This is a genomic window from Bacillus sp. LK2 (genome assembly GCF_001043575.1).
GTDB classification, from domain to species: domain Bacteria; phylum Bacillota; class Bacilli; order Bacillales; family Bacillaceae_G; genus Bacillus_A; species Bacillus_A paramycoides.
The window spans coordinates 1-23,537 of the sequence record NZ_LDUK01000005.1; the positions used below are offsets into that span (position 1 = coordinate 1).

Annotated in this window: 20 protein-coding genes and 1 riboswitch; of the genes, 2 read left to right on the forward strand and 18 right to left on the reverse strand. The window is 32.3% G+C overall.

Going from position 1 to position 23,537, the window contains the following annotated elements:
* Window positions 1-142 precede the first annotated feature (142 nt).
* The 8 genes from VK90_RS04875 to VK90_RS04910 all read right to left on the reverse strand — a co-directional run bounded on the left by VK90_RS04875 (window position 143) and on the right by VK90_RS04910 (window position 10,313).
* Window positions 143-559 carry a DUF3995 domain-containing protein gene (locus VK90_RS04875; RefSeq protein ID WP_025149125.1) on the reverse strand — a complete coding sequence of 139 codons (417 nt, stop codon included), beginning with the start codon at window positions 557-559 and terminating at the stop codon, window positions 143-145.
* Window positions 560-719: 160 nt separating this feature from the next.
* Entirely contained in the window at window positions 720-1,493 is a 774-nt protein-coding gene (locus VK90_RS04880; protein ID WP_048371243.1) for a DUF3959 family protein, read from the reverse strand.
* A gap of 225 nt (window positions 1,494-1,718) precedes the next feature.
* Window positions 1,719-4,106, reverse strand: coding sequence for an RNaseH domain-containing protein (locus tag VK90_RS04885; protein ID WP_048370848.1), 2,388 nt, complete (start codon window positions 4,104-4,106; stop codon window positions 1,719-1,721).
* Window positions 4,107-4,469: 363 nt separating this feature from the next.
* The gene (gene tenA, locus VK90_RS04890; protein WP_048370850.1) at window positions 4,470-5,156 is read right to left on the reverse strand and encodes a thiaminase II; all 687 of its coding nucleotides are present in this window, start codon (window positions 5,154-5,156) and stop codon (window positions 4,470-4,472) included.
* A gap of 145 nt (window positions 5,157-5,301) precedes the next feature.
* Window positions 5,302-5,407, reverse strand: a riboswitch (TPP riboswitch).
* Window positions 5,408-5,502: 95 nt separating this feature from the next.
* Complete coding sequence (locus VK90_RS04895) at window positions 5,503-6,417, reverse strand: D-alanine--D-alanine ligase (protein ID WP_048371245.1); 915 nt, start codon at window positions 6,415-6,417, stop codon at window positions 5,503-5,505.
* Between the two features lie 4 nt (window positions 6,418-6,421).
* Complete coding sequence (pdxR, locus tag VK90_RS04900; RefSeq protein ID WP_048370852.1) at window positions 6,422-7,870, reverse strand: MocR-like pyridoxine biosynthesis transcription factor PdxR; 1,449 nt, start codon at window positions 7,868-7,870, stop codon at window positions 6,422-6,424.
* 89 nt (window positions 7,871-7,959) lie between these two features.
* Window positions 7,960-8,985 (reverse strand): homoserine dehydrogenase, encoded by a 1,026-nt coding sequence (locus VK90_RS04905; RefSeq protein WP_048370854.1) that lies wholly within the window; start codon window positions 8,983-8,985, stop codon window positions 7,960-7,962.
* A gap of 86 nt (window positions 8,986-9,071) precedes the next feature.
* Window positions 9,072-10,313, reverse strand: coding sequence for an esterase/lipase family protein (locus VK90_RS04910; protein WP_048370855.1), 1,242 nt, complete (start codon window positions 10,311-10,313; stop codon window positions 9,072-9,074).
* Window positions 10,314-10,594: 281 nt separating this feature from the next.
* On the opposite strand from VK90_RS04910, the gene VK90_RS04915 reads away from it, so the two are divergent.
* Window positions 10,595-10,936, forward strand: a complete 342-nt coding sequence (locus VK90_RS04915) for a DUF3914 domain-containing protein (protein ID WP_048370856.1) — start codon at window positions 10,595-10,597, stop codon at window positions 10,934-10,936.
* Window positions 10,937-11,011: 75 nt separating this feature from the next.
* On the opposite strand, the gene VK90_RS04920 is transcribed toward VK90_RS04915, so the two are convergent.
* The 6 genes from VK90_RS04920 to abc-f all read right to left on the reverse strand — a co-directional run bounded on the left by VK90_RS04920 (window position 11,012) and on the right by abc-f (window position 17,985).
* Window positions 11,012-11,683, reverse strand: coding sequence for a lipoprotein BA_5634 family protein (locus VK90_RS04920; RefSeq protein WP_048370858.1), 672 nt, complete (start codon window positions 11,681-11,683; stop codon window positions 11,012-11,014).
* A 67-nt stretch (window positions 11,684-11,750) separates the two neighbouring features.
* The gene (locus VK90_RS04925; protein ID WP_048370860.1) at window positions 11,751-13,700 is read right to left on the reverse strand and encodes an ABC transporter permease; all 1,950 of its coding nucleotides are present in this window, start codon (window positions 13,698-13,700) and stop codon (window positions 11,751-11,753) included.
* On the reverse strand, window positions 13,675-14,445 hold the full coding sequence (locus VK90_RS04930; RefSeq protein WP_048370862.1) for an ABC transporter ATP-binding protein: 771 nt from the start codon (window positions 14,443-14,445) through the stop codon (window positions 13,675-13,677). The genes VK90_RS04925 and VK90_RS04930 overlap by 26 nt, the downstream gene beginning before the upstream one ends.
* Before the next feature lie 315 nt (window positions 14,446-14,760).
* Entirely contained in the window at window positions 14,761-15,255 is a 495-nt protein-coding gene (locus VK90_RS04935; protein ID WP_048371246.1) for a DUF3267 domain-containing protein, read from the reverse strand.
* A 433-nt stretch (window positions 15,256-15,688) separates the two neighbouring features.
* Window positions 15,689-16,282 (reverse strand): GNAT family N-acetyltransferase, encoded by a 594-nt coding sequence (locus tag VK90_RS04940; RefSeq protein WP_048370864.1) that lies wholly within the window; start codon window positions 16,280-16,282, stop codon window positions 15,689-15,691.
* Between the two features lie 74 nt (window positions 16,283-16,356).
* Entirely contained in the window at window positions 16,357-17,985 is a 1,629-nt protein-coding gene (gene abc-f, locus VK90_RS04945) for a ribosomal protection-like ABC-F family protein (protein WP_048371248.1), read from the reverse strand.
* A gap of 515 nt (window positions 17,986-18,500) precedes the next feature.
* Between abc-f and VK90_RS04950 the strand changes: the two genes are divergently transcribed.
* Window positions 18,501-19,490, forward strand: a complete 990-nt coding sequence (locus VK90_RS04950; protein WP_002172210.1) for an aldo/keto reductase family protein — start codon at window positions 18,501-18,503, stop codon at window positions 19,488-19,490.
* 128 nt (window positions 19,491-19,618) lie between these two features.
* Here the strand turns inward: VK90_RS04950 and VK90_RS04955 are convergent, their stop codons facing one another.
* The 4 genes from VK90_RS04955 to VK90_RS04970 all read right to left on the reverse strand — a co-directional run bounded on the left by VK90_RS04955 (window position 19,619) and on the right by VK90_RS04970 (window position 23,431).
* Complete coding sequence (locus VK90_RS04955; protein ID WP_048370868.1) at window positions 19,619-20,500, reverse strand: LysR substrate-binding domain-containing protein; 882 nt, start codon at window positions 20,498-20,500, stop codon at window positions 19,619-19,621.
* Window positions 20,501-20,702: 202 nt separating this feature from the next.
* Complete coding sequence (locus VK90_RS04960; protein ID WP_048370871.1) at window positions 20,703-21,686, reverse strand: sensor histidine kinase; 984 nt, start codon at window positions 21,684-21,686, stop codon at window positions 20,703-20,705.
* Complete coding sequence (locus VK90_RS04965; protein ID WP_048370873.1) at window positions 21,683-22,390, reverse strand: response regulator transcription factor; 708 nt, start codon at window positions 22,388-22,390, stop codon at window positions 21,683-21,685. The genes VK90_RS04960 and VK90_RS04965 overlap by 4 nt, the downstream gene beginning before the upstream one ends.
* Window positions 22,391-22,516: 126 nt before the next feature.
* Window positions 22,517-23,431 (reverse strand): acetamidase/formamidase family protein, encoded by a 915-nt coding sequence (locus tag VK90_RS04970; RefSeq protein WP_048370875.1) that lies wholly within the window; start codon window positions 23,429-23,431, stop codon window positions 22,517-22,519.
* Window positions 23,432-23,537: the final 106 nt, after the last annotated feature.

Below are 23,537 nucleotides of genomic sequence, written 5' to 3' on the forward strand. Positions count from 1 at the left end.
TTGAGGTGGGAGTCTTACTGCCCGTTAAATGCGGGATAAAATAGGTGGTTTCTGATTACACAGAAACCACCTATTTCAACATTTGTTATATCAACTTCTTTACATTACTAAAATGTATTAACTAATACGAGTTTATATATTTTCACTGGATAATTGCTAATAAAAATGTGAGAGATAAGAAGGCACAAAGAGGAATATATAAAAGAGTGTCCATTTTAGCAAAAGGAGTATCCTTTTTACGTTTGAATATTCCAAAATAGTTAAACTCACCTACTACTCTAATGAAAAAAACAATCATACAAACCCATGTGCCAATTTGAATAATAACGTTTGGAACCGCAAAACTAATAACTTTCGCTTGTAGTAATAAAATTATTGCTGCTACACTTAATAGTAGCGCAATTAATAATGTCATTGCTGTACCGGGCGTAAACGTTTTTTCTCCAAATTCAGTTGGAATGACGCTATTTGTTCCCCACTTTCCTCCGAAAGCCCAGTATACATGTAAAAAGCTCACTAAGAATAATATACATACAGAAATAATTGTAAAAATAAGCATTTTGGCACCTCCATTATTTTGTTCAAGTCTCACTTTTTAAAGTATGCTACAAATTTCTTTAGAAATCTATTATCCATTCAAAGTATTAAAGAACTATATATAAAACCCCTTAATAATCTATCAATTCTACGATAAATCATTAAGGGGTTAACTAATTTTACTATGCATTATACCTATTTCTTCGACGTTCCATCCTTGTTTGTCCTTGTATAGCTTCTACTTTATGTTGCTGTTCTTGCTCTTGCTCTATCATTTGATATGTTTCAACTGGTTTATCATAATTACGCTCATAAATAGTTTCTGGCGTTTTTCGTTTTGGAGACTTTCCGCCAAACTTAAATAATTTAATCTTAAACTTTGGTAATCTAGGAATACGAATTTTAAATGTTGGCTTGTTGCGTTTCTTTTTTTGTTTAAATATATTTGTATTTTCTAAGCTAGTATCTTTTTCTTTGCGGTGCAATAGCATCGCAAGTAATCCACCAAATATAAGTCCTCCCATTAGCAACAGAAGATATGAATACTGTGTTGTCATTAAACTTGTAATACGCTCAAGAATTGCTAATGACTTTATTTCTTTTATATCCCATAACAATGCAGACCATAGTGAGAGTAAGCCTACTGTAAGCCCGTATGTACGAAAACGGAATATACATGGAATTAAAGCGATACATGCAGCGATTTTCGCGTTCGCTATTAACGAACTCATTGTAACATATTGATTCCAAATGACTAACAATAATGTAATAAATGAAGCGTATGCTATCCAGCTACATATTCGTGAGTACATCTTTTTTGCGTAATAACTACCAAAACTAGTGAAAAATAATAACCCTCCAATAAATAAAGATTGCTCTAGAGGGATTTGCTTCATAATGCCTGCAACTGGAAAGAGGCTGCTCAGTACCATTAATAGTACATCTAATTTTTTCACCATTCCCCATTCCTTTCAAATTCTTTTTCAGTTTTGTAAAGTAAATTTCATATTTTAAGGCAACTCTTCGTGATACAATAGTGGTATTTCTAAAAAACATCTTAATCCCGTATGTGAATAAAGTAAATATGAAAAAGAAAATATACATGACAAATCATATCTATATTTACATTGAAAAATGACAAATCCTGCTCATTATAACTAGCAGAATTTGTTTACTGATATTTAAATTAATAACAACGAATCTTCCTTTTCTAAGATCGTTATATCCACATCTAATTCATCATTAAATTCTTTAAATTCTCTTGCATCTATATCCGTAATATAATTTTTTATTAATTTAGCCATTTGCATCGAATACGTCTTGTGTATATTTCTTTCCGTGAGCGAGCTTGTTTTACAACACATGTAATGTATCAATTTGGCGATGTCGTCCCTCTCTTCGGGTTTTGCACCTAACGGGATAATTTCAAGTATGTACTGCTGTACAATCTCATCACACTCTAACACGTGCGCATTAGTGCTATAATACATTCCTTTTTGATCTGCAAATAAGCCACTCTCATCTATAACGTAATTATGTTCTCTAGTAATATAACTCGGTACATCAAAAGTTGTATTAATTCTTACTACTTTTAAATTTGAATATTCTTTTGAATTCGAGATTATATCGGGTAAAACATCTATATCAATGGTTTCATTTTGCAACTCTTTTATCCAATATTTTCTCATATTTGCATCTACAATAAAATAAACATCTTCATTTCGCTTTTGCGCATCTTGTAATATTTCAACTAACGTTTCGGACACGAATTGTTTAAAACGAACTCCCATATCATTCCTTTTAGATGGCTGGGGTACAACCGCATTATAATTATCTATATTTAATAATGTATGATCAATCGTGTTCCACTCTGCTTGTCCGTATAATTTATATGAAATTTCTGTCCCATTTATTTTTGAAAAAATAGGTAAGGAATCGAATTTATATATTTTCTCAATTGATAAATTTACATAAGTACCCGGTAATTCCATCTTATTCCAACTACACTTTAAGAAACCCTTTTGCTCTAACAAACTAAAAACTGCGGTTATTATTTCTTCTTTAGACACACTTTGTCCGATAAATAAATTAATAAATGTTGAAATACGTTTCGTTCGAGCGAATCCTTCACGAATAATTTGCTTCGGATCAATTTTCTCACGCCCGTCATAGTTTTTTATTGCGATTAATGCTAACGTCGTTTCATTTCGCTCTCCTGCTGTAGCGTGCACAGCTTTCACGACATCGTCAACAAGATTTGTTTTATATTTATGGCAATATTGCATGCGATATGGATTTTGTAACACTTTCTCAATATTACATCTCACTATCTTCAACAAAACTGGAGCATCTGCATTTAATAAATAAGTGGAATCATCATTCTGAGCCAGAACTATTTTACTTTCTAATAACGCTTGTTCTATCTCTATTAATATATCGTTCGACCATACTTCTAACGTAATTGTTTTTAATCCCTTTGGCGCAAATAAAGGTAATTGTTCATTTTCAGTATTAGTTAATATCTTTTCACATTCTGGAAGCAATGTGAAATATGGAAAACTTCGCTGGAATTCATTAAAAAGTTCCTCTTTATCTCTTACTCTTATACCAAATTTTATTTTTGTTCCTTGAACTTTATATATTTTTTCATTATATGGAAGTAGCACTCTTACATTCGTTCCCGCAATATACTCTTTCGGATATTGAAGAATATGATCTAACACTACTTCTCCTCCTATCTTAAAATCATCTTTTAAATTTCTATAAAGTTTAATCCACTTTATTCCTTTTTTCGCTTGTTGCACTTTTAACTTTACAAATCGCTGCTTTTTATTTTCCGATGCAAATTCAGGAGTTGAAACTAGTATTAATCCGCGTTTCCGACTCAAAAGTATAGACATATCTTTATGATTATATTGTTGATAAAATCGCCTAATCCCTATGGATACTTTCAAAAGTGGAATATTCTCGCCTCCACGAGTTATATATTCAAACCGATACACATAAGCGAAATAATCTTGTGTTTCTTCATCTATAATTGGCTCTGACATCGCTTCACAAATATTTTGTGATCGAAGTGGTGAAAAATATATTTCTTCTTCATTCTTATTATTCATACGTACAGGTTGTTCGCAAAAAACATGTGTAATTAATGCTGGAACCCATTTAGAATATGTTTCTTTATCATGTAATACTGGTAAATTACATATTAAATCATAATGCCATTCTAAACCTGGTGGATCTGTTAATTTATTCGGTTTCCAATCATGAATAACCGCATACCAACTTTGTAAAATATAGTCTAACTGTTCTTGTCTCATTGGTTCTTTTGAAACAATCCAAGGCGTATCTTCCTTTAATATATATGGATTATGCTGAATGAATAATATGTCAGAGAACATATCATACAATCTTTCATTTAAAAGTTTTAATTTGCTCGTTAATAAAAATGTTCTATAATGTATATCTACAATATCAAGCCATTCAATGGGAAAATATATATATGCTACTTTTTCATTAAAGAGGGGTTCTACTATATCATTAAATGTTAATAATTGTATTTTTTTCATACTATGAATACTTCCTCTCTTTATTAATTATCTTGATTATCAATAAAACAAAAAAAGCTCGCTAATTTTTATAAAGCCCAATCTTATTAATTTAAAACCAAGTACTTCAGAAAAAATATTTTAATCGTTTTATATGAATATAACATTACAAAAACCAACCTCATGAAAAATACCAATACTTTCTTATATTTCACGTATTACTTTTACCATATATATCCCTCCTTACATCGCCTAGTATAATACAAAACGATTATATGATAAATCGTTATATTCTGTATATATGATTTACGAAATGTTTACAGAAACTAAATATATTAAAAGGTATCGCCTCTTTATATAGCGATACCTTCACTATACTCTTTTTTAAAAAACACCTTTGACTTCTTCATTCACCGGCCATTTTTCTAATGTATATGCCATTTCCCAAAAGGAATATTCATATTGACTACTAATAATAAAGTGTTGTCTCATACGATTACGGTCTGCCTCTGTTACTTTTTCAGCGATAGTATCTAATCGTGTGATTTGCTCTTCTACTAAGGTACGGAACCAATCCGATCCATATGCAGAAATCCATTCTTGATAGATTGGTTCTTCTGGCTGACTTCCTTTTAAACGTTCACCAATTTCATAATATAGCCAATAGCAAGGTAGTATAGCGGCAATAATATCTCCTAAATGCCCCTCATAAGCAGCACGATACATATGGGATGTATACGCATATGCAGTTGGTGCTGGAACAAAATTGTCTTTTTCTTCTTTCGTAATTCCTAATTTCTTAGCAAAGTTCTTATGTAATGATAACTCAGCTTCATATGTATTTTGTGCATGATGCGCCATACGAGCCGTCGTTTCTAATTCAAGGGCCTTTGCAGCACCTAATGTTTGCACTCTTGCAAAATGACTTAAATAATATGAATCTTGGAGCACATAATAACGGAAACTAGCTAAATCTAGTGTTCCTTCTCCGAGTTTTTTCACAAACGGATGATTGAAACTCGATTCCCAAATAGAATTTACTTCATTACGTAATGACTGTGAAAAAGACACTTAAATCCCTCCAATAAATAAAAGTCTACTTTTGTAAACTATATAATAAGTACTTCTCCTGGTTTCTAGTGCTGTAAAATAAAAAAACTTTCTTTACAAGCGTAAAGAAAGTGAAATAGACATCAAAAACGTATTCGTTAATCATTATCCGTCTTCTCCACTTCCCTACGCTAGCATTAACCAGATCAGGTACTAAGAGTCTCAAAAACACTTTTGATCTCAGCCTATTATAGGCACCCCTAGTGGATAAATATATAGTTTTCGTATTCATCATAGCATACTTCTTGAAACTGTCAAACTTATTGGATTGTTCTATTAAAATAATAAACCAATCATTTTTTAAAAATTAAAATCCTTCGTTTTTCCTTACTTGTAAAGACGTTTCAACAATCATATCTAATAGCTCACTATAGCTAATTCCCGCTGCTTCTGCGCTTTTTGGCAACAAGCTTGATTTTGTCATTCCAGGTAACGTATTAACTTCCATTACATATGGAATTCCATCTTTTACAATCATATCAACTCTAGCGTAAACACTACATTTTAATGCTCTATAACAAGCAATTGACGCTTTATTTACAAGATTTTTAATTTCAGCTGGAAGTTCTATAACTTCTTCAATTGTACTAGCATCATCATATTTTGCATTGTAGTCAAAAAACTCAGCTGCATGTCGAATTGAAATGATAGGTAACTGTTTTCCATCAAAAATGGAACACGTAATCTCGTCACCTTTTATATACTTCTCAATTACTACTTCAGAATCCCATTCGAATACAGTTTCCAGCATAGAAATTAATTCATTTTTATTATAGACGATTTTTACTCCAACACTCGATCCGCCAGTGTTTGGTTTTACCACTAATGGAAAGCCTAACTTATCTAACTCTTCAAGCTTTAGATCCTCCATTTTTGTAAGTTCAATCCAATCTGGTGTTTCTACTCCTTCATAACGCAAAATCTTTTTCGAAATATTTTTGTCCATACATATACCGCTAGATAACATATTACTCCCGCTATAAGGGATACCTAAACTCTCAAGCGTACCTTGAATTGTCCCATCTTCTCCGTATTTTCCGTGTAATGCTAGCAATGCAAAATCAATGTCTTTCGCTTTTTCAATTAAATCAATTTTTTCATTTAACGTAATTGGAACTATTTCATACTTACTCTTATCTAAATGTGCAATCATTTCATTCCCAGTCATAATTGATACTTGTTTTTCAGAGGATACTCCTCCCATAATAACCCCAATTCTCATCTTCTCAACTCCAAATTTCATTTTTTAATGTATCACCAATTATTTGAATTCCGCTAACAATTTCCTTTTCTTTCAAACGTGAAAAGCCTAATCGGAAAGTGTTCGCTCCTCCTCCATCAGAGTAAAAAACATCTCCAGGAGAAAACGTAACTCCTTTCTCATAACATTTTTGTAAAAGTGTGCGGGCATGAATTTTTTCTTCCAATTCTATAAATAAATGAAGTCCACCATCTCCAGTCATTCTTTTAAACTGAATGTACTGATTACACGCCCCAACAGCTAACTCATATTTTTTCTTATAAACAGATCTTGCCTTTTTTAAATATTTTTCAAAATATCCTTCATGTAAATATTGAAACAGAACAGCTTGATCTAACGTTGATGTGTGAATGGTCCTTGCTCTTTTTACACTTTCTAAATAATGAATCAGTTCTTTGTCTGCAATGATCCAACCTACACGTAAACCAGGGAAAAGTACCTTTGAAAAGCTACTAATATAAATCACATTATTACCAGCCCCAGCAAAAGTTAATAATGGCGCTAAATGTGAACCTGAATAACGTAATTCTTCATTAAATCCGTCCTCTATAATAGGAATCTTATATTTTGAAAATAACCTCATCAATTCCGTTCTTTTCTCCGAACTCGTAACAATACCGGTTGGATTATGATAAGAAGGAATTAAATACGCGAAATCAAAATCCTTTTCACGTAAACTTTTTTCTAATTGATTTGTATCAATACCATCATCTTTCATATCCATCCCATGAACTTCAAGTCCATGTAAGCGAAAAAGCTTCAGTGCAGCATGGTGAGTTGGATTCTCACAAATAACACGCCCTGATTTCTTCGATAAAGAAGATAATACAATATCTAACCCTTCTGTAAATCCGTTTGTAATTAAAATATCTTTGTTCGAAATGTCTACACCTTTCATTTCCATGTAATGAAGTAGATAATTCATTAACGGTCGATAACCTTTTGCATATCCGTAGTTCAATACGATATTCCCTTCAATGGACATACGAGTAAGAAAAGCTCTTTTGAAATTTTCAACATCAAATAGCTTTTCGTCCGGGGCTATACTATTAAAAACAATCATTCCTTTTTCCCAGCGAACACCATGTTTCATTAAATCTAATTCATCCGCTAATGCGGTAACTGTATTGAGTTTATTTTTCCAATCTATTTCAACAGACGAAGTGTTACTTATATCCACCTTCGCAACAAAATTTCCTTTTCCTTTAACTGCATAAATTAGTCCTTCTTGTTCTAAATCCGCATAAGCAGCGAGTACTGTATTTCTGCTCACAGATAATAATTCACTCAGTTCTCGGGTTGATGGAATTTTCTGGTTCCCTAACAAATGCCCTTTCATAATCATCTTTTTCAAATAATCCTTCAATTGAATATAAACGGGACGATCTTTTACAACTTTAAAATCCTTAAACAATTCCTTACCCCCTGCAATTATTTTTGCATATTTATTTCATTCTCAAAAGGTCCACTACATATGTATTTTTTATTAATAGCGGTACGGTCTTACAAATCTTTACGATATAAGTTAATTACATCTTTTAAAGCAGCAGCTGCTGCTCCGCGTGGATTAGAAGCTCCACCAATTGTAGTGACTTGTCCCATTGTATCTGTAAAGAACGTAATTCCTTTTTCGGTACCATTTATATTTGCTAACGGGTGCTCTTTCTCTATATCACATGGTTGTACCTTTAAGTTTATCTTTCCATCATCATCTTTATATGCTGATGCAATTAATTTAATAGATTTATTTTGTTCCTTCACACTTTGAATTTGTTCTTTTGTAATGTCTTCTATTCCTTCGATATGTATGTCTTTAAGTGAATACTCTGTTCCCATTAAACTATTCGTCAAAAGTAATAATTTACATGCGCTATCCATCCCGCTAATATCTAATGATGGGTTAGTCTCCGCAATTCCTTTATTTTGTGCTTCATGCAACGCTTCTTCAAACGTTTTATCTTCTTCATACATCTTTGTAAGAATATAATTTGTTGTCCCGTTCAATATTCCTTCTATCTTTTCAATATGGCAACCTGCTAAACTTAGTTGTCCGATGTCTAATGTAGGTAACGCAGCCGCAGTTGCACCGCTATACCGAATACGTGAGCCTGAAATACGTGCTTCCTCATTCAGTTCACTCCAAGCTGTAACAAGTGCGCCTTTTGAAATAGTTACTACATCCATTTGATTTTCAATAGCTTGTTCCATGTACTGTTTCCCTGGATTTCCATTTTTAAGATTTGTAGCAGTTGATTCAACTAATACAGTACCATTTATATTAATAGTTCCACGATTCTCTGGATAATGTTCTATATATTTTTCAATTGCAGCAGTACCGCCACCATATAACAATAAATCATTAATAGACAAACCTTCCTCATTATGTATTGCAATATTTCTTCCTATCACTCCACTAACAACTAAATCAATTCCATATGTTTCATTTATATATAAATGTTTTTCGTTTAATAATTTTATAAACTCTCTTCCTACTGTCCCATACCCTGATAATACAACTTGAATTTTCATAATATCCCCCCATATTTTCTACCAAATCCCTCTTTCAATATAATATAAAGCGCCCTCGAATTCCATCGAGAGCGCTTTATTATTATCTATTTCGGTAACCGTGATAATTTTTCTGCAATTGTTTTATAAAACTCTTGAATATTAGAAAAACCTAATGTGTCTGAAACGCTTAATCCTACCATATCGAGATGGTCCCAATTCACTTTCGTTTCGATATGATTCCATTTTCCAATCTGTAAAGACTTATTATCATTTACAGCAATATTAGACGAAGGCGCAATCATAGAGTTTGTATTTACTACACCATCATTTTGCCACCAAGACGCATCAATTAATGGTCGGTTTTCTTCATACCTTGTATAGGAGCCTAAGAAAAATGCATTTCCCATTAATACTTTATTCATCGTAATATGGGGTAGATGCAAACCTGTTAAAGGCGTTGCTTGCGAAGCATGCCCACTATACGATAAGTAATACACATCTGATTGTGTTTTTACCCAATTGTTCAATTCATTTGCTCCATCAGTACTTAAATCCCATTGACTTATATCTTTTGTATTTTTCCAAATTGAACTATTTAGAATACGATCAGTATATTGCAAAAAGGGCTCTCCGGCACTCTTCTTAATACCCCATTGATCCAATTTAAAATCATATAATGATAGATTATTATTCCCTCCCATACTCGCAGCCGCAATAAGTAATTCTTTAACAAACGGTAACAGACGACTTCCATCCGCAAGTGTTGTACCATTATGAGGAGTTGCTAATGTTGTAACGCTATGAACATATGATTTTCCACCTTCAAATAAAGGTGAGATATTCATATTCGGATGATTTTTCACATAATTCTTTTCTTCAAAACTTCCTTCTTTTAACAACTGAACTAAAGTTCTCGTTGTTTGTCCACCCATGCTATGTCCAATTAGGTGAACTTTATTTGATTCACTCCAATTCGGTGCAAACCAGCTATAAGTTCGACCAAAACGATTATGTCCATGTTTTTCTGAATGTGCTGTCCCATAATCTACTGTTCCCCCCTTAATTTGCGCATATAATTCACATGCTCGGTCCCAGTTACTAGAAACAGGTCCCACAGCAGCTGTATGTACCGTATAACCATTTCGTTTTAAATCTTCCTGAATATCATTAGAACCACCCCAATATTTTATCCCTAGCATTTCCTCCCTACCCCATCCCGCGAATCCATTTACTAAAACGATAGGATAATTATTTTGTGGCCTCTCTTCAGCGTAAGTTGTTTTCGCTGTGAATGAACAAACAGCCACTAATGCGAAAAAACATATTTTAAAGAATAACTTCCCCATACTTTCTGCCCCCTAATAAAACGTTTACATTTTATTGTGAAAACAATCCACACAATTAGTTATTAACTTATACATAATGTAAAATATTTTATATACATTGTATATGTAGAAAACATACACAAATGTTGATAAATATTATTCCAAGTATGCATTTACTTTTTACAATACAACTTGTAAATCTGATTATTTGAATTTATAATTAAATATAGTTTCCTCATGTTAAACAAATCTATAAATTATAAGAAAGCTATCTTCATTACATAAAAAGGAGGAAAAGCAATATGCAAATAGGATTAAATATAAATACATTATCTCAACCTACTAAAATTACTCCCTCTAGTCTTGAGCATAATAATCTCTCTTCTACTAAAATTGAAGAAAAAAAATCAAATGATCCAATCAAATTTGATATTCGTTCATCTGAAAAAGAAATGAAACAACCTGAGCATAAATTTAACGAATTAGATTTATGGAAGATGTTGAAAGATAAAGGTGTTCCTTTGTGGATTATTCTTGAAATGCTACAAAAATCCCGTAAAGAAAAGGAAGCTCAAAATAGTTCGACTCAACAATCAAATGTGATTGAAGAAACGAGTGAGACCCGATTAAATGAAGTCATGTAAACTAAGCTATCTGAATAGTCTATAACTAAAAAGAGTTCAAGGCTGATAAGGTTTCTATCATCCTTGAACTCTTTTTTAAGATTTTTCTCCAATCGTTACAAATTGAACTGATGCCTCTCCCTCAAAATCTTTAATTAGCTTTCTTACTTTTACATTTTCGTTAATCAATGTATTATCTGTCGACATTTTAGGTTTTTCATCACCTAAAGATTTTTTTAGATGAAGAAGTTGCATTTTCGTTTCATTAGCTTTTATTTCTTTATATACACTATTTTTCGCTACAATCACATACTGCTGCGTTGGATAATTACGTGTGTTACCAATCCAGGCGTCACTATCATATTTAACAAAAATGTCTTTTCCTTCTAATTCAATACCTGCCTTAATCTTATCGTCTTCATTTGTATACAAAAGCGCGCCTTCTTTTGGGAAATTCGATAACGTATCTATAGGTCTAAAATCAGATCCATTTTCTCGTTTACGAAAAACCTTTGCTTTAATCAATGCTTGTGCTGTTGATTCATTTAAAATTAATGCTTGTGCTGTTCCAAATATACCAGTTTTCACAGGAAACACTTCTTTTTCTTTTGTGATTTCTTGATAACGATTAATAATTGGTAAAACATTATTTTCATCTCCAATGATTAATACACCGTTTGCTGGAAATGTGTTTTCTTTTTTAGAACATGCACTAAAGCTTATTATAAGTATTATAGTCAACATAAAAATAGTTAAAGTTCTTTTCATCACGGTTCCTTTCATAATTCAAATTGTTTTTCACATACTTTTTTGGAATCATACTAGTTGAAATACTTTATTGTTCCATAGTCTTATAAAGCTTTTGTAGATAACGCCAACGAGTTATGAAGAAATATAAAACTTGTATACATATAAATGAAATTAAAATAATGATAGAGCTATTTATAATAGAAAAATCGACTAATTGTTGTAATGCCATAAAAGCAACTACAGTATGAATCACTGCAACGACAATTGGTAAGAAGAACATTAATAATAACTGTCTCGTTACAACCTTTTTCAACTCTCGTTTACTTAATCCCATTTTCGAAATCATTTTATATTGCTGTTGATCGCGATCCAAATCTGTATATAATCGGAAATAGATAAAACTAGCAGCGAATGTGAAGAAGACTATTCCGACTAAAACACTTGCCATAAGTAATAATCCATTCGTTTGCTTTGCACTTAACAACTCTATTGTTAAAGCTCTGAATTCGAGATGTATTTCTCTCGGATCTTTATCGAATATATTTTTTAATTGGTTTGAAATCTCTTTCGTTTTTATCCAATCATCTACAACAAATCCATATGTACGAAAGTTAATGTCTACACCATCATTACCATCTTCACCAATAGGATGACTAATAAGCGGAATGCCATCATATACATGATCTTGAACAGCAATATAAATCCCATTTGTATCATGTGGTAAAACTAAATTATCTACAGTTTTTTTCACATGAAACGTCTTTGTCCAATCTCCTTGAATGACTTCAATATTCTTTTTATAATCACCATTTTTAAATTCTTGTTTTTGTGATACCATTCCAGGGATTAATAACATTTCATCTTCTTTTTCAATCGTTTCTTGTTGATACCCGAGCGCCCTCGCAAGCTCGTTATATTCACTTAACTTCATTACATATACATTACTTTCTGTATAAATATATGAAGATGAAGCCATTCGATACGGAATATTAGCATCAGCAAGATGTTTTTTTATAATAGAGAGGTGTTTATCTGCTATTTTGTTTTTATCAGGAGCTGTATACAGAAATGTATACGGATTTGTCATCCTTACCAAATCTTTATTTCCAAGAGCGGCTGTCGTACCAATTGCTGTAAATGCAACCGCTGAAATAATAGATACTATAAAAAACATCGTTGCATTATCTTTCATACGATAAATCAATTCTGAAAATGTTAATATATTTGTTCTCTTTAAAAAGAACGAATCACTCCTTTTAGCAAGATGCAATATATAAACGCTACACTGTGTATATAAAAAATACGTTCCTATAATTACTAGAAGTACACCCATTCCGAGCGTAATAAAATTATAGTTTGAGATAAAGCGGAATACTGAAAAATACCCATATCCTATACTAATTAAAGAAAATAGCGATAATAAAATTGAAGCTTTCGGTTCTGGCTTTGGCTTCGCCTCTGCTTGAATAAGTTCTACAAGTTCTGTTACTTTTACCATTTTAAAAGTAACAAGCGACACAATTAAAAATAATAAAAGAAATGTAATGACTGTTAAAAGTAGCGCTTGTACCGGTATATAGAAAGATAAGCCATTACTAATCATTAATACACTTGCACTTATCAATAAAACTAGTTTAGAAAATACGAGTCCAATGAGAATCCCTATGCAAATTGAACCAAATCCAATTAACATATTTTCAATTAATAATAATTTCTTAAGTTGTCTCATTGACATACCTTGCATCATTAATATGCCAAATTCTTTCTTACGTGTTTTTAAAAATGAACTTACTGAATATAGAATGAAGAAAAATGAAAATACAAAAATCAATCCTTGAGAAAAGGTAAATCCTAACGTACCAAATGCACTTATTGTTGCACTTGTCGATTTTAACTCCCCTTGTAAATCAGGATGGAATAATAAAAGAGCATACGTAAAGAAAATCATAATAGAAAATGCACTACTTAAGAAATGGGCAGCGTATATACGCTTATTACGAAAAATATTATTAAATGCGAATTGACGAAAAGTCATGCCTTTTCCCTCCTAACAAAGAAAGGACATCCATAATCTTTTGATAAAAAGTTTGCCTACTTTCACCACAATATATTTCATTATAGAGTTGACCATCTTTAATAAAAATTACTCTGCTGCAAAAACTCGCTGCATACGGATCATGTGTAACTAACATCATCGTTGCTTTTTCTTCTTTATTTAGAGTATCTAGCATCTCCATTACATCATTTGAAGATTTAGAGTCTAAATTTCCTGTTGGTTCATCTGCAAGTAATAATTGTGGTTTATGAATAATCGCACGAGCGATTGCTACTCTTTGAGCTTGCCCCCCTGATATTTCAAACGTTCTTTTACTCAATATATCTGTAATACTTAATTTCTCAGCAATGTCCTCAACTCGTTTGTTCATTTCCTGCACAGAAACACCATCTAATGTCATTGGCAATACGATATTTTCCTTTACTGTAAGTGTGCTAAGTAAATTAAATGATTGAAAAACAAATCCTAATTGTTTCCTACGGAATAAAGCTAAATTATCTGATGTTAATTGGAAAGGATTTGTACCATTTATTAATATTTCTCCCGAGGTTGGGGAATCAATCGTAGATACCATATTTAATAACGTTGTTTTCCCACTACCTGATGGCCCCATAACCCCTACAAATTCACCTTCTTGAATTGATAAATCAATATCTACCAATGCTTTAAAAGGTACTTTTCCTTTATATACTTTACTAATACTTTTTGCATGTAAAATTTCCATTTATATTCTCCCTTCATTTGTACCGCTCACTTTAAAGTGTAAATGAATTGTTTTATAGCTCATATTGATTCATCTTTCATTTATCTTACACGCTTGTAAGATTTCTAAAAAAACAGATAACAAATCTATTTTCAAACTATAATTACGTATAACTATCTTATAATATTTGCATAGTGGCATAAAATACAATGTTACTTCTAATCTTCATTATATTAATGAAAAAAGACCGATTGCTTTATCGGTCTTTTTACTTTCAAATATCATATTTTTAACTACTGCCTTTAGTTGAAACATATTTAAGTAACCTTTGTAATACTATTTCACTTGATAATAACCTCTGCAAAAAACTGAGTTCTTCGGTTTAATTGCAATTAAAAATGAATTGTAAATATCTGAGGCGGAAATAAATGTGTTTATCCAACATACAAATAATATGATTGATTTCATATTTCCTGATATATAAAACGACATAACGGCAGGGACTACCGATAATACAATAATGGGCAAACTCATAAAGACCCAAAATCTCGCTTTGGACAATATTGTATTTGTATTTAGCCAAAAAAATATTCCAGTACATGTTAAGCTAATATCACCTTTGTTTCTTATGACCAAAATATGTAGACATTCGTGAATGATGAAGACAAAGATACCAATTATGATGAGATAAAATATATTAATATGAGTAAAACCTACTCCAAAGAAATAAGGTATCAAAAAAATGATGATCTGAAGTAGATATACAAACTTCATATAATGTTTTTGATACCAATTATTCTTAATAAAAGGAGTCCATTCTGAAAAATCCATACTTATCTGTGGCAATTGACGAAACCAAATTATAATATGCGTTCCCCTCCCTCATTTAAACTATTTCATATCTTAAAACTTTTAATCCAATAACACTCAACTGTTAGTTTTATATGTAAACCTTCGCTCACCTTCACTTTTTCCGTACGTTCTTCTAATTGAGCTTAAAATGATTCATTTGTAGGATAATTTGAGTAAGAAAGTGGTGTTTTCATAATTAAATGCATTCGACAAAATTATCCAAATTCCTTTTCATATATGATTTTTTAAAATGATTATGACATTGACAGCTTGATGCCCTTGTTTTTAGTGAAAAGCAAATCCATCAAGAATCCATTTCAATCGTCGCATTGATATGTTAACTAGTACGCTGAATGTAAAAAAGCTCAGAGCTTCAGCTCTAAGCTTTTTTATAATTGCATTATAGCTCCTTTTATAGTGCAATATTTTTTATCCACTTTGATTTACTCAATAAATAATGATTATATAATTGGTTTTCTATCGTTTGTTGACTCATATAAGTAAACCCGCATTTTTCAATAACTTTATTTGATGGTACGTTGTTAATTAAAGCAATTGCATTAAGGACATCTACATTTGTATTTTCAAACAAATAGTCAATCAATCCCTTAGTCGCTTTAGTAGCGTACCCATTATTTTGATACTCGCTTGAAATGGCGTACATAATTTCTCTATTCGGTGAAGGTAGTTCTTCTTTAATACCTGTACAGCACCAACCAATAAACTCATGAGTATCCTTAATAAATACTCCTAGTTTTAAAAAGTGTCCATCTATACTCGGATGATTTTTAGCTGCCATTAGAAATGCTTTATTAGAAGGTATTTCATAATTTGTAACCCAATCAATCCTTTGTTCTTTCGTTGATTTCCAGTCTGGCAAAAACTTTTCTATTTCCGGTTGATTCGATATTTTATAAATACTCTCCGCATCTTTGATGGTAAACTCTTGTAAGTAAATATCACCACAATCTATTGTAAATAACTTAGTCAAGTTTCCTTCTCCCATGTTAATCCTCCTTAATCTTGTATAAAAATCGGTAATTATAGATACCTCCTAGCTAGAAGATACCCATAATTACATTAAAGCGCCTTTATTTGCTTAGTAAGTTCTATAAATCGTTCGTCAAGTTCTTTATATTCTTTGTCGTTAGAAGTTAAAAAGCTTAATTTACCTAATACTTCTTGTCTCTCTGTCTCTAACGTTAAACGTAGCTCTTCAATTTCATCTCTTGTTTTAGTAGACTTCTCTAATTGCTTTTGTATCGTATTATTTGAAAACACGAGTTTCGTGTTAGTTGTTTTCTCCAGAAAATATCGATCGTGAGAAACGATAACTAGTGTTCCATTATACTCAGCTAATGTATTTTCAAGCTGTTCACGTGAAGGAAGGTCAAGGTGATTCGTCGGTTCATCTAAAATAAGTACATCTTTTTCATCTAAAATATAAGTCATTAGCTTACATTTTACTCGTTCCCCCATACTCATATGCTGAATCGGCTCTTTCCATTGAGCAGCTTGGAACCCTAAATGTTTCATTAAATTTTGGACTTTTCCTCTTTCTTCAAAAGTTTCTTTAAAAAATAAATCTTCTGGTGTTTTATCAAGTGGTAAATCAAATACTTCTTGTGTTAAATAACCGATGTTTGCAGATGGTGAAATCCATACTTCTCCTTGAGCAGTTTCCGTTCCCATAATCATCTTCAGTAATGTTGTTTTCCCGCTACCGTTTGGGCCAATAATCGCAACCTTCTCACCGTGCTGGATTGTAAAATTAACGTTTTCAAATAATGTTCGTCTATTAAATTTTTTCCGCAATTGTTTCACTTCTAAGAAGCGTTTTCCTACTTTTTTATTCGCTTGAATAGAGAACTCAACTGAATACTCTTCTTTAACACGTTCTATTTTCGTTTTCTCAAGCTCTTTTTCGAGACGTTTTCGTTTTGACTTAACTTGTGCATCCATTCGCTTCGCTTTCACACGATAAAATTCTTTAACTCCTTCTTGTTTTGTAGACTGTGCATGTGCCTTTTGTGACCATGAACTTAATTCTTTTATATGAGTTTCTACTTGTTCTATCTTTTTTTGTTGTTTTTCATATTCACGCTGCTGCGTCATTCGTTTTTGCTCACGCACTTTCATATAACTCGTATAATTACCGCTATGTTCAATTAATTTCTTATCCTCAATTGACCATATTTTTGTTGCGACAACATCTAAAAAATATCGATCATGTGATACTACAATAACTGTACCTTTCATATTTTTTATTTGTTTAATGAGAAATTCCGTACTCATCTCATCTAAATGATTTGTCGGTTCGTCTAATATTAGGACATTAGGATTTTCGGCAAAACCTTTTGCTAGTCGAACTTTCAGTTTTTCACCACCACTTAACGTAATAAAATCGTTCGTTGGAACGCCCCATTTTGCAAGAAGTTCTGCTTCTTTTGCAATCACATCATTACTAATAAAAGATTCTTTTTCTTGTTCAACATATGCTGTTGTCATATTCATTTGCTGCCATTCAACAGTGCCTTTTGATGGCTCAATCTTCCCATTTATTAATTGAAGTAAAGTTGATTTACCAGCACCATTTTTACCAATTAATCCGATAACTTCCCCTTGTTTTACTGTAACATTCATTTTTTCTAATAAAGTATTTTCCATTATTTCAACATAAACATCATTTAATTTTAATAATTCTTTCATATTACCGATCCCTTTCATTAAGGGAGAACAAAAAAATCCTCCCAAATTAATTTGGCAGGATTAGTCGTTACATTATTTATACCCAAATAAGCTATTACGCGTAATAAATAGCAATACCGTTGTATGGAAATTGGGCAGACTAATCCTATTTTTTATAAATTGAAATTTATTGAATTTCAACATTTAAAAATAAGATTAGTTAATCATCGTCCACCCATCATTCCTTTCCGTCATTAGTAACCATATTGTACCATACTAGTACTGTATGAGTAAATGCAATTATATGTGCTGTTATAAAGATCACTTTTTTTAGGTCTATTTATCATTTCTACACTTCATATCGATTAAGCACAAACAACATTTGTTGTAATACTGGCTTTATATTTCCCTACCAGTAAACTTCTAAGCACTCCCTCTTATATAATTTTTATATAAATTTATCATTAATCATATATTATACATATTAAATTTCAGTTCTTATAATAAAGATATCATTTTTAAGGGGGGATTCTACAATGGAATTTAGTAAACTAGGATACAGTGGATTAACTGTAAGCAAGATTGCATATGGGAATTGGATAAACCATGGTGGAAAAGTAGATGAGGATACTGCAAATGATTGTGTGAAAACCGCACTAGATGTCGGTATTACAACGTTCGATACTGCTGATGTTTATTCGGACACTATAGCTGAGGAAGTCCTTGGCCGATCTTTGCAAGGTATACGCCGAGAAAGTATAGAACTATGTACAAAAGTGTGCCATCCGACTGGGGCTGGAAAAAATGATAGAGGCTTATCACGAAAGCATATTTTAGAAAATTGTAATGCATCTTTACGTCGATTACAAACAGACTACATCGATGTCTATTATGCACATAGATTTGATACAACAACTCCTCTTGAAGAAACGATGTTAGCTTTCTCAGATCTTGTAAGACAAGGAAAAGTTCTTTATATTGGTGTAAGTGAATGGACATCAGAACAAATCACCCGCGGTTCAGCACTTGCACGAGAATTGAAAATTCCACTCATTGCTAGCCAACCTCAATACTCGATATTGTGGCGAGTTATCGAAACTGATGTGATACCAACATGTCAACTTGAGGGACTTGGTCAAGTTGTATGGTCTCCCCTCGCACAAGGGATTCTCACTGGAAAATATCAACCTGGTAAACCAATCCCCACTCAATCACGTGCTAATTCAGATGCTGGTAAACCATTTTTCCACAAACTCGTGCAACGTTGGATGAGTGATGATGTACTCACTGCTATCCAGAAACTCAATCCCATCGCGCAAGAAAATAATCTTACCCTACCTCAACTCGCAGTTGCATGGGTACTACAAAATCCAGCTGTTTCCTCTGCGATTATCGGCGCTTCAAATCCGGAGCAAATAAGAGAAAATGCAGTAGCTGCTGGTGTTAAATTGCAACCTGAAATTATGGATCAAATTGATAGTGTACTAAAAGGTTTCATTGAGTACGATCCAAGCAAAACAGGCTGAAACATCAGTAATATACTTAATGAAAAGCATAAAAATAACTTTGTCGTCCTAATTTAATATAAAAGTTTCCCTTTCAAAATTCCCACTGCCCATCCCATCAAGATGGGCTTTTTCTCTTTAAATTCAAATTATGAAGTCGTATAAACCTCTCTAACAACTGTTAAGAAGTGCTCTAACACTACAGACTTTTCATCTTGTCTCCATCCAACATATAAATTTATTTTCGGTGTGTTTTCTTGAATTTCTTTATACATGACTCCCGATTTTTTATAACTTTCCACCGATGATGGAACGACAGAAATCCCTATTCCTGCAGCAACTAAATTCACAATCGTTTGCATTTGAATCGCTTCTTGAACAATATTTAAACTTACTCCATGTTCCCAAAAGTAACTAATAATTAAATCATAAAAGTTTGTACCAAAATGACGGGGAAATAAAATAAATGGTTCATCAACTAATGATTTGATTGAAATGTTAGGTAACGAAACCAAAGGGTGATCTTGATGCAAAACCAATTTTAAACATTCCTCAGAACAAACTTCGGAAGCTAATATTTCATTGTTCTGCTTGGAACGAATAAATCCAATATGAATTTGTTTTTCATAGAGTGCTTTTATTTGCTGGTCTGTTGTCATCTCGCGTAATATGAGCTGTATTTTAGGAAAACGTTCTCGAAATTTTTTTAATATATTTATAACAGTTTCTATAGAATCGACAAAACCAATTATTAAATGTCCTATCTTCCCTTCATCCGCAAGCTGTGTTTCTTTAATGATTCTATCTACTTGAAGCAACGTTTGCCGTGCACCTTCTAAAAATATTTTCCCCGCGCTGGTAAGTTCAACCATTCTTTTTGTTCGATGAAAAAGTTGAACCCCTAATTCTTCTTCTAATTTACGAATTTCTTGACTTAAAGGTGGTTGAGTCATCCTAAGCCGCTCTGCTGCACGACTAAAGTTTAATTCTTCTGCCAGCGTTATGAAATATCTCATTTTCCGAATATCCATTTCAATACACCTCTTTCATTAACTAGTAAAAAAGGATTCTCTTTTAATACTAAAAAGCATTAATGTATCTAGTATTTCTTTTATTTTTAACAAGATCGTTTTGCTTCACTTATGTAAATAATCTTTCATTCCGGAATTTTATCAACGGTATAAAACAGGGCTAAAAAACTTATCTCAAAAGTTCTTTAGCCTGAATCACTTTTTACACATTACAAAATTTAATTCGTACAACGGTACCTTTACCAACTTTTGAATGTATCTCTACACTATGTCCTAATTGTTTTGTAATTTCATATACAAGATATAGTCCCATTCCAGTTGATTCTTTAAAATCTCTACCGTTTTCTCCTGTAAAGAAAGGTTTAAATACTCTTGGTAAGTCTTGCTTCGGTATCCCTACGCCACTATCGATAATTTCAAGTACAACTGTATTACCTTCCTTACATGCTTTTACTTTAATCTTTTCTCTACTGCCTGATGAATATTTAATTGCATTCGATATAATTTGTCCAATTAAAAATTGTAACCATTTCGCATCACTTTCTACAATAATACCCTTATCAATTTCAAGCTCTGGATATACAAAATTCCGGATAAAGAAGCGTTTATGTTCATGTACAGAATCATTCACTATTTTATGTAATTGTACTCTTTCAACATAAAAATCTTGTGTAAATGCTTCTAAACGTGCGACATACAGAGCCATCTCTAACCCCTTTTTCAATCTATCTGTTTCCTCATTAATACTTTCAAAACGCGAATCCACTTCATCCTGTGTAATTAATTCTATTACAGATAAAGGTGTTTTCATTTGATGAATCCACTGATTCATAAAGGTTAAATGATCATTATTTTTTCTCTCTTGTAATTGCAGCTGATTTTGATAATGGCGATATTGCACCTCGAGCAGATCTTGGAGAGCAGTAGATAAAACTGTAAAATCAGATTTTTGAACAGATTCATCCAAAGATTGCATCGGATTTGCTAACCGTTCATAAAAAGATCGATGTGTAAAATAACGAAATAATATATAACTTACCATAAAAAAAGCACCTAAGAACATTGCATATAATGCCGTTGTAATATGATTATGCCCATCAAACCAATATACAAGGAATATGGCTAGGAGTTGGAAAACAGTAAAACATATAAGTGGTATATGATCACGTATAAATAGCCTTATCATTTTTCCATACCATTTCCCCAAGTAAAATGCAGTCTATATCCAACACTACGAATCGTTTCAATTGCTCCTTCAATATGTAACGTTTTTAACTTTTTACGTACACGTGTTGTATTTACACTTAATGTATTATCATCAACATAGGATTCACTATCCCATAATTTATTAAGTAACACTTCTCTACTCACAACGCGCGGATAATTTTTCATTAACATTTCTAATAAAATGGCTTCGTTTCTCGTTATATCAATCTCTTGGTTTCTAAGTTTTAATACAAGTCTTTCGGGATATAAACAAAGACCTTGTTGCTCAACCATTCGTTCTTCTAGTTTCGGTGCATAATCTCCATAAGCACGTCTTAAATGACTGCGAATTTTCGCCATTACAACTTCATAATGGAAAGGCTTCGGAATAAAATCATCGCCACCATTTTCTAACGCCATAACTTGATCCATAGTACCTTCACGGGCCGAGATAAATAAAATCGGACATGTAGAAACCGCACGAATTTGACGACACCAATAGTATCCATCAAAACTTGGTAAATTAATATCTAATAAAACTAACTCTGGTTGTTCTTCTAAAAATATGTCTAACACATTTTGAAAATCCGATACAATAATTCCTTGGTAACCATATTTCGCAACATAAGTTGATAATAGCTCCGCAATTTTCATATCATCTTCTACAATCATAATTTTAATCATTTTTTAACTCCTTTTCGATCCACAATCTCATATACAATTATACAAAATAAATACTATCTCTTTTCATTAAATCCGTAAATTAAAAAAGGATGCTTTTATACCAAAGTATCCTTTTTCTATTTTTTCTTATTTAATATGAAATTTAATCAAAGTAAATCCCAGTTTCTCCACATAATCCATCCCTAGTTCCATCCGCGCCGTTTTCAACGGATCCACAACTTGGCAAACTTTTAAATTACCTGCTGCTGATAATAAAAGAGTTGCATCAGCTTTAGGCATTTCTAATTCTTCATGTAAAAATGTCACCATATTATGTACGGCGCGACTAGCTGCATCATCTAACAATTTCTCTGAAGCAATCGTCATTATTTTTTCTTTTTGGATAGCCATTGGTAGTGGCCATTTCTTTCCTTTTATAGTTTGAACTGTTACAGTTACCTCTCCAGCAACTTCCACCCCACTAACACCAATTTCGCCATCACCCATTACAGCGTGTAAATCACCTAATGCTAAAAGAGCACCTGGAACATTTACAGGTAATAATAATGTTGTTCCTTCTTTTATCTCTTTACAATCCATATTCCCGCCGTGATCATGTGGAGTGCCACATGAAATACTCTCTTCTTTCGGTGCAGTACCAATTACACCAATCATTGGATTAATTGGAATTTGTAGTTCATTTGAAAATACAACATGTTTATTATGTATTGGGACAATTTTCACAGTATTTTCATTTAGCTCATCACCCATTACACCAAGGTTCACACCTGTAGTTAAAACACCCTGCTCTGCAATTTTAATATTTTCAATCGTTACGACTAATATATCACCAGGTTCTGCGTCTTTAATATATACAGGTCCAGTCGCTGGATTAATTCGATTCCAATCTAGTTCTTGAAACACAACATCTTCAGAATCAATTTGATTTTCAAAGCAGTCGTACGTTTCAAATATAATCCTGCTCCCAGGCTCTACTTCCATACATGGCTCATTATGTGGAGACATTGCGTAAATGATATGGTCTTTATGAATACGATGCATAGTACCTCTCCTTTTTCATTTTTATCTTCTATATAATAATTAGCTTTTAACCGTATAAGCTCCTTTTTAAAATTAGTAGTAATTTTAAAGAAAAAAGCACTTAGCT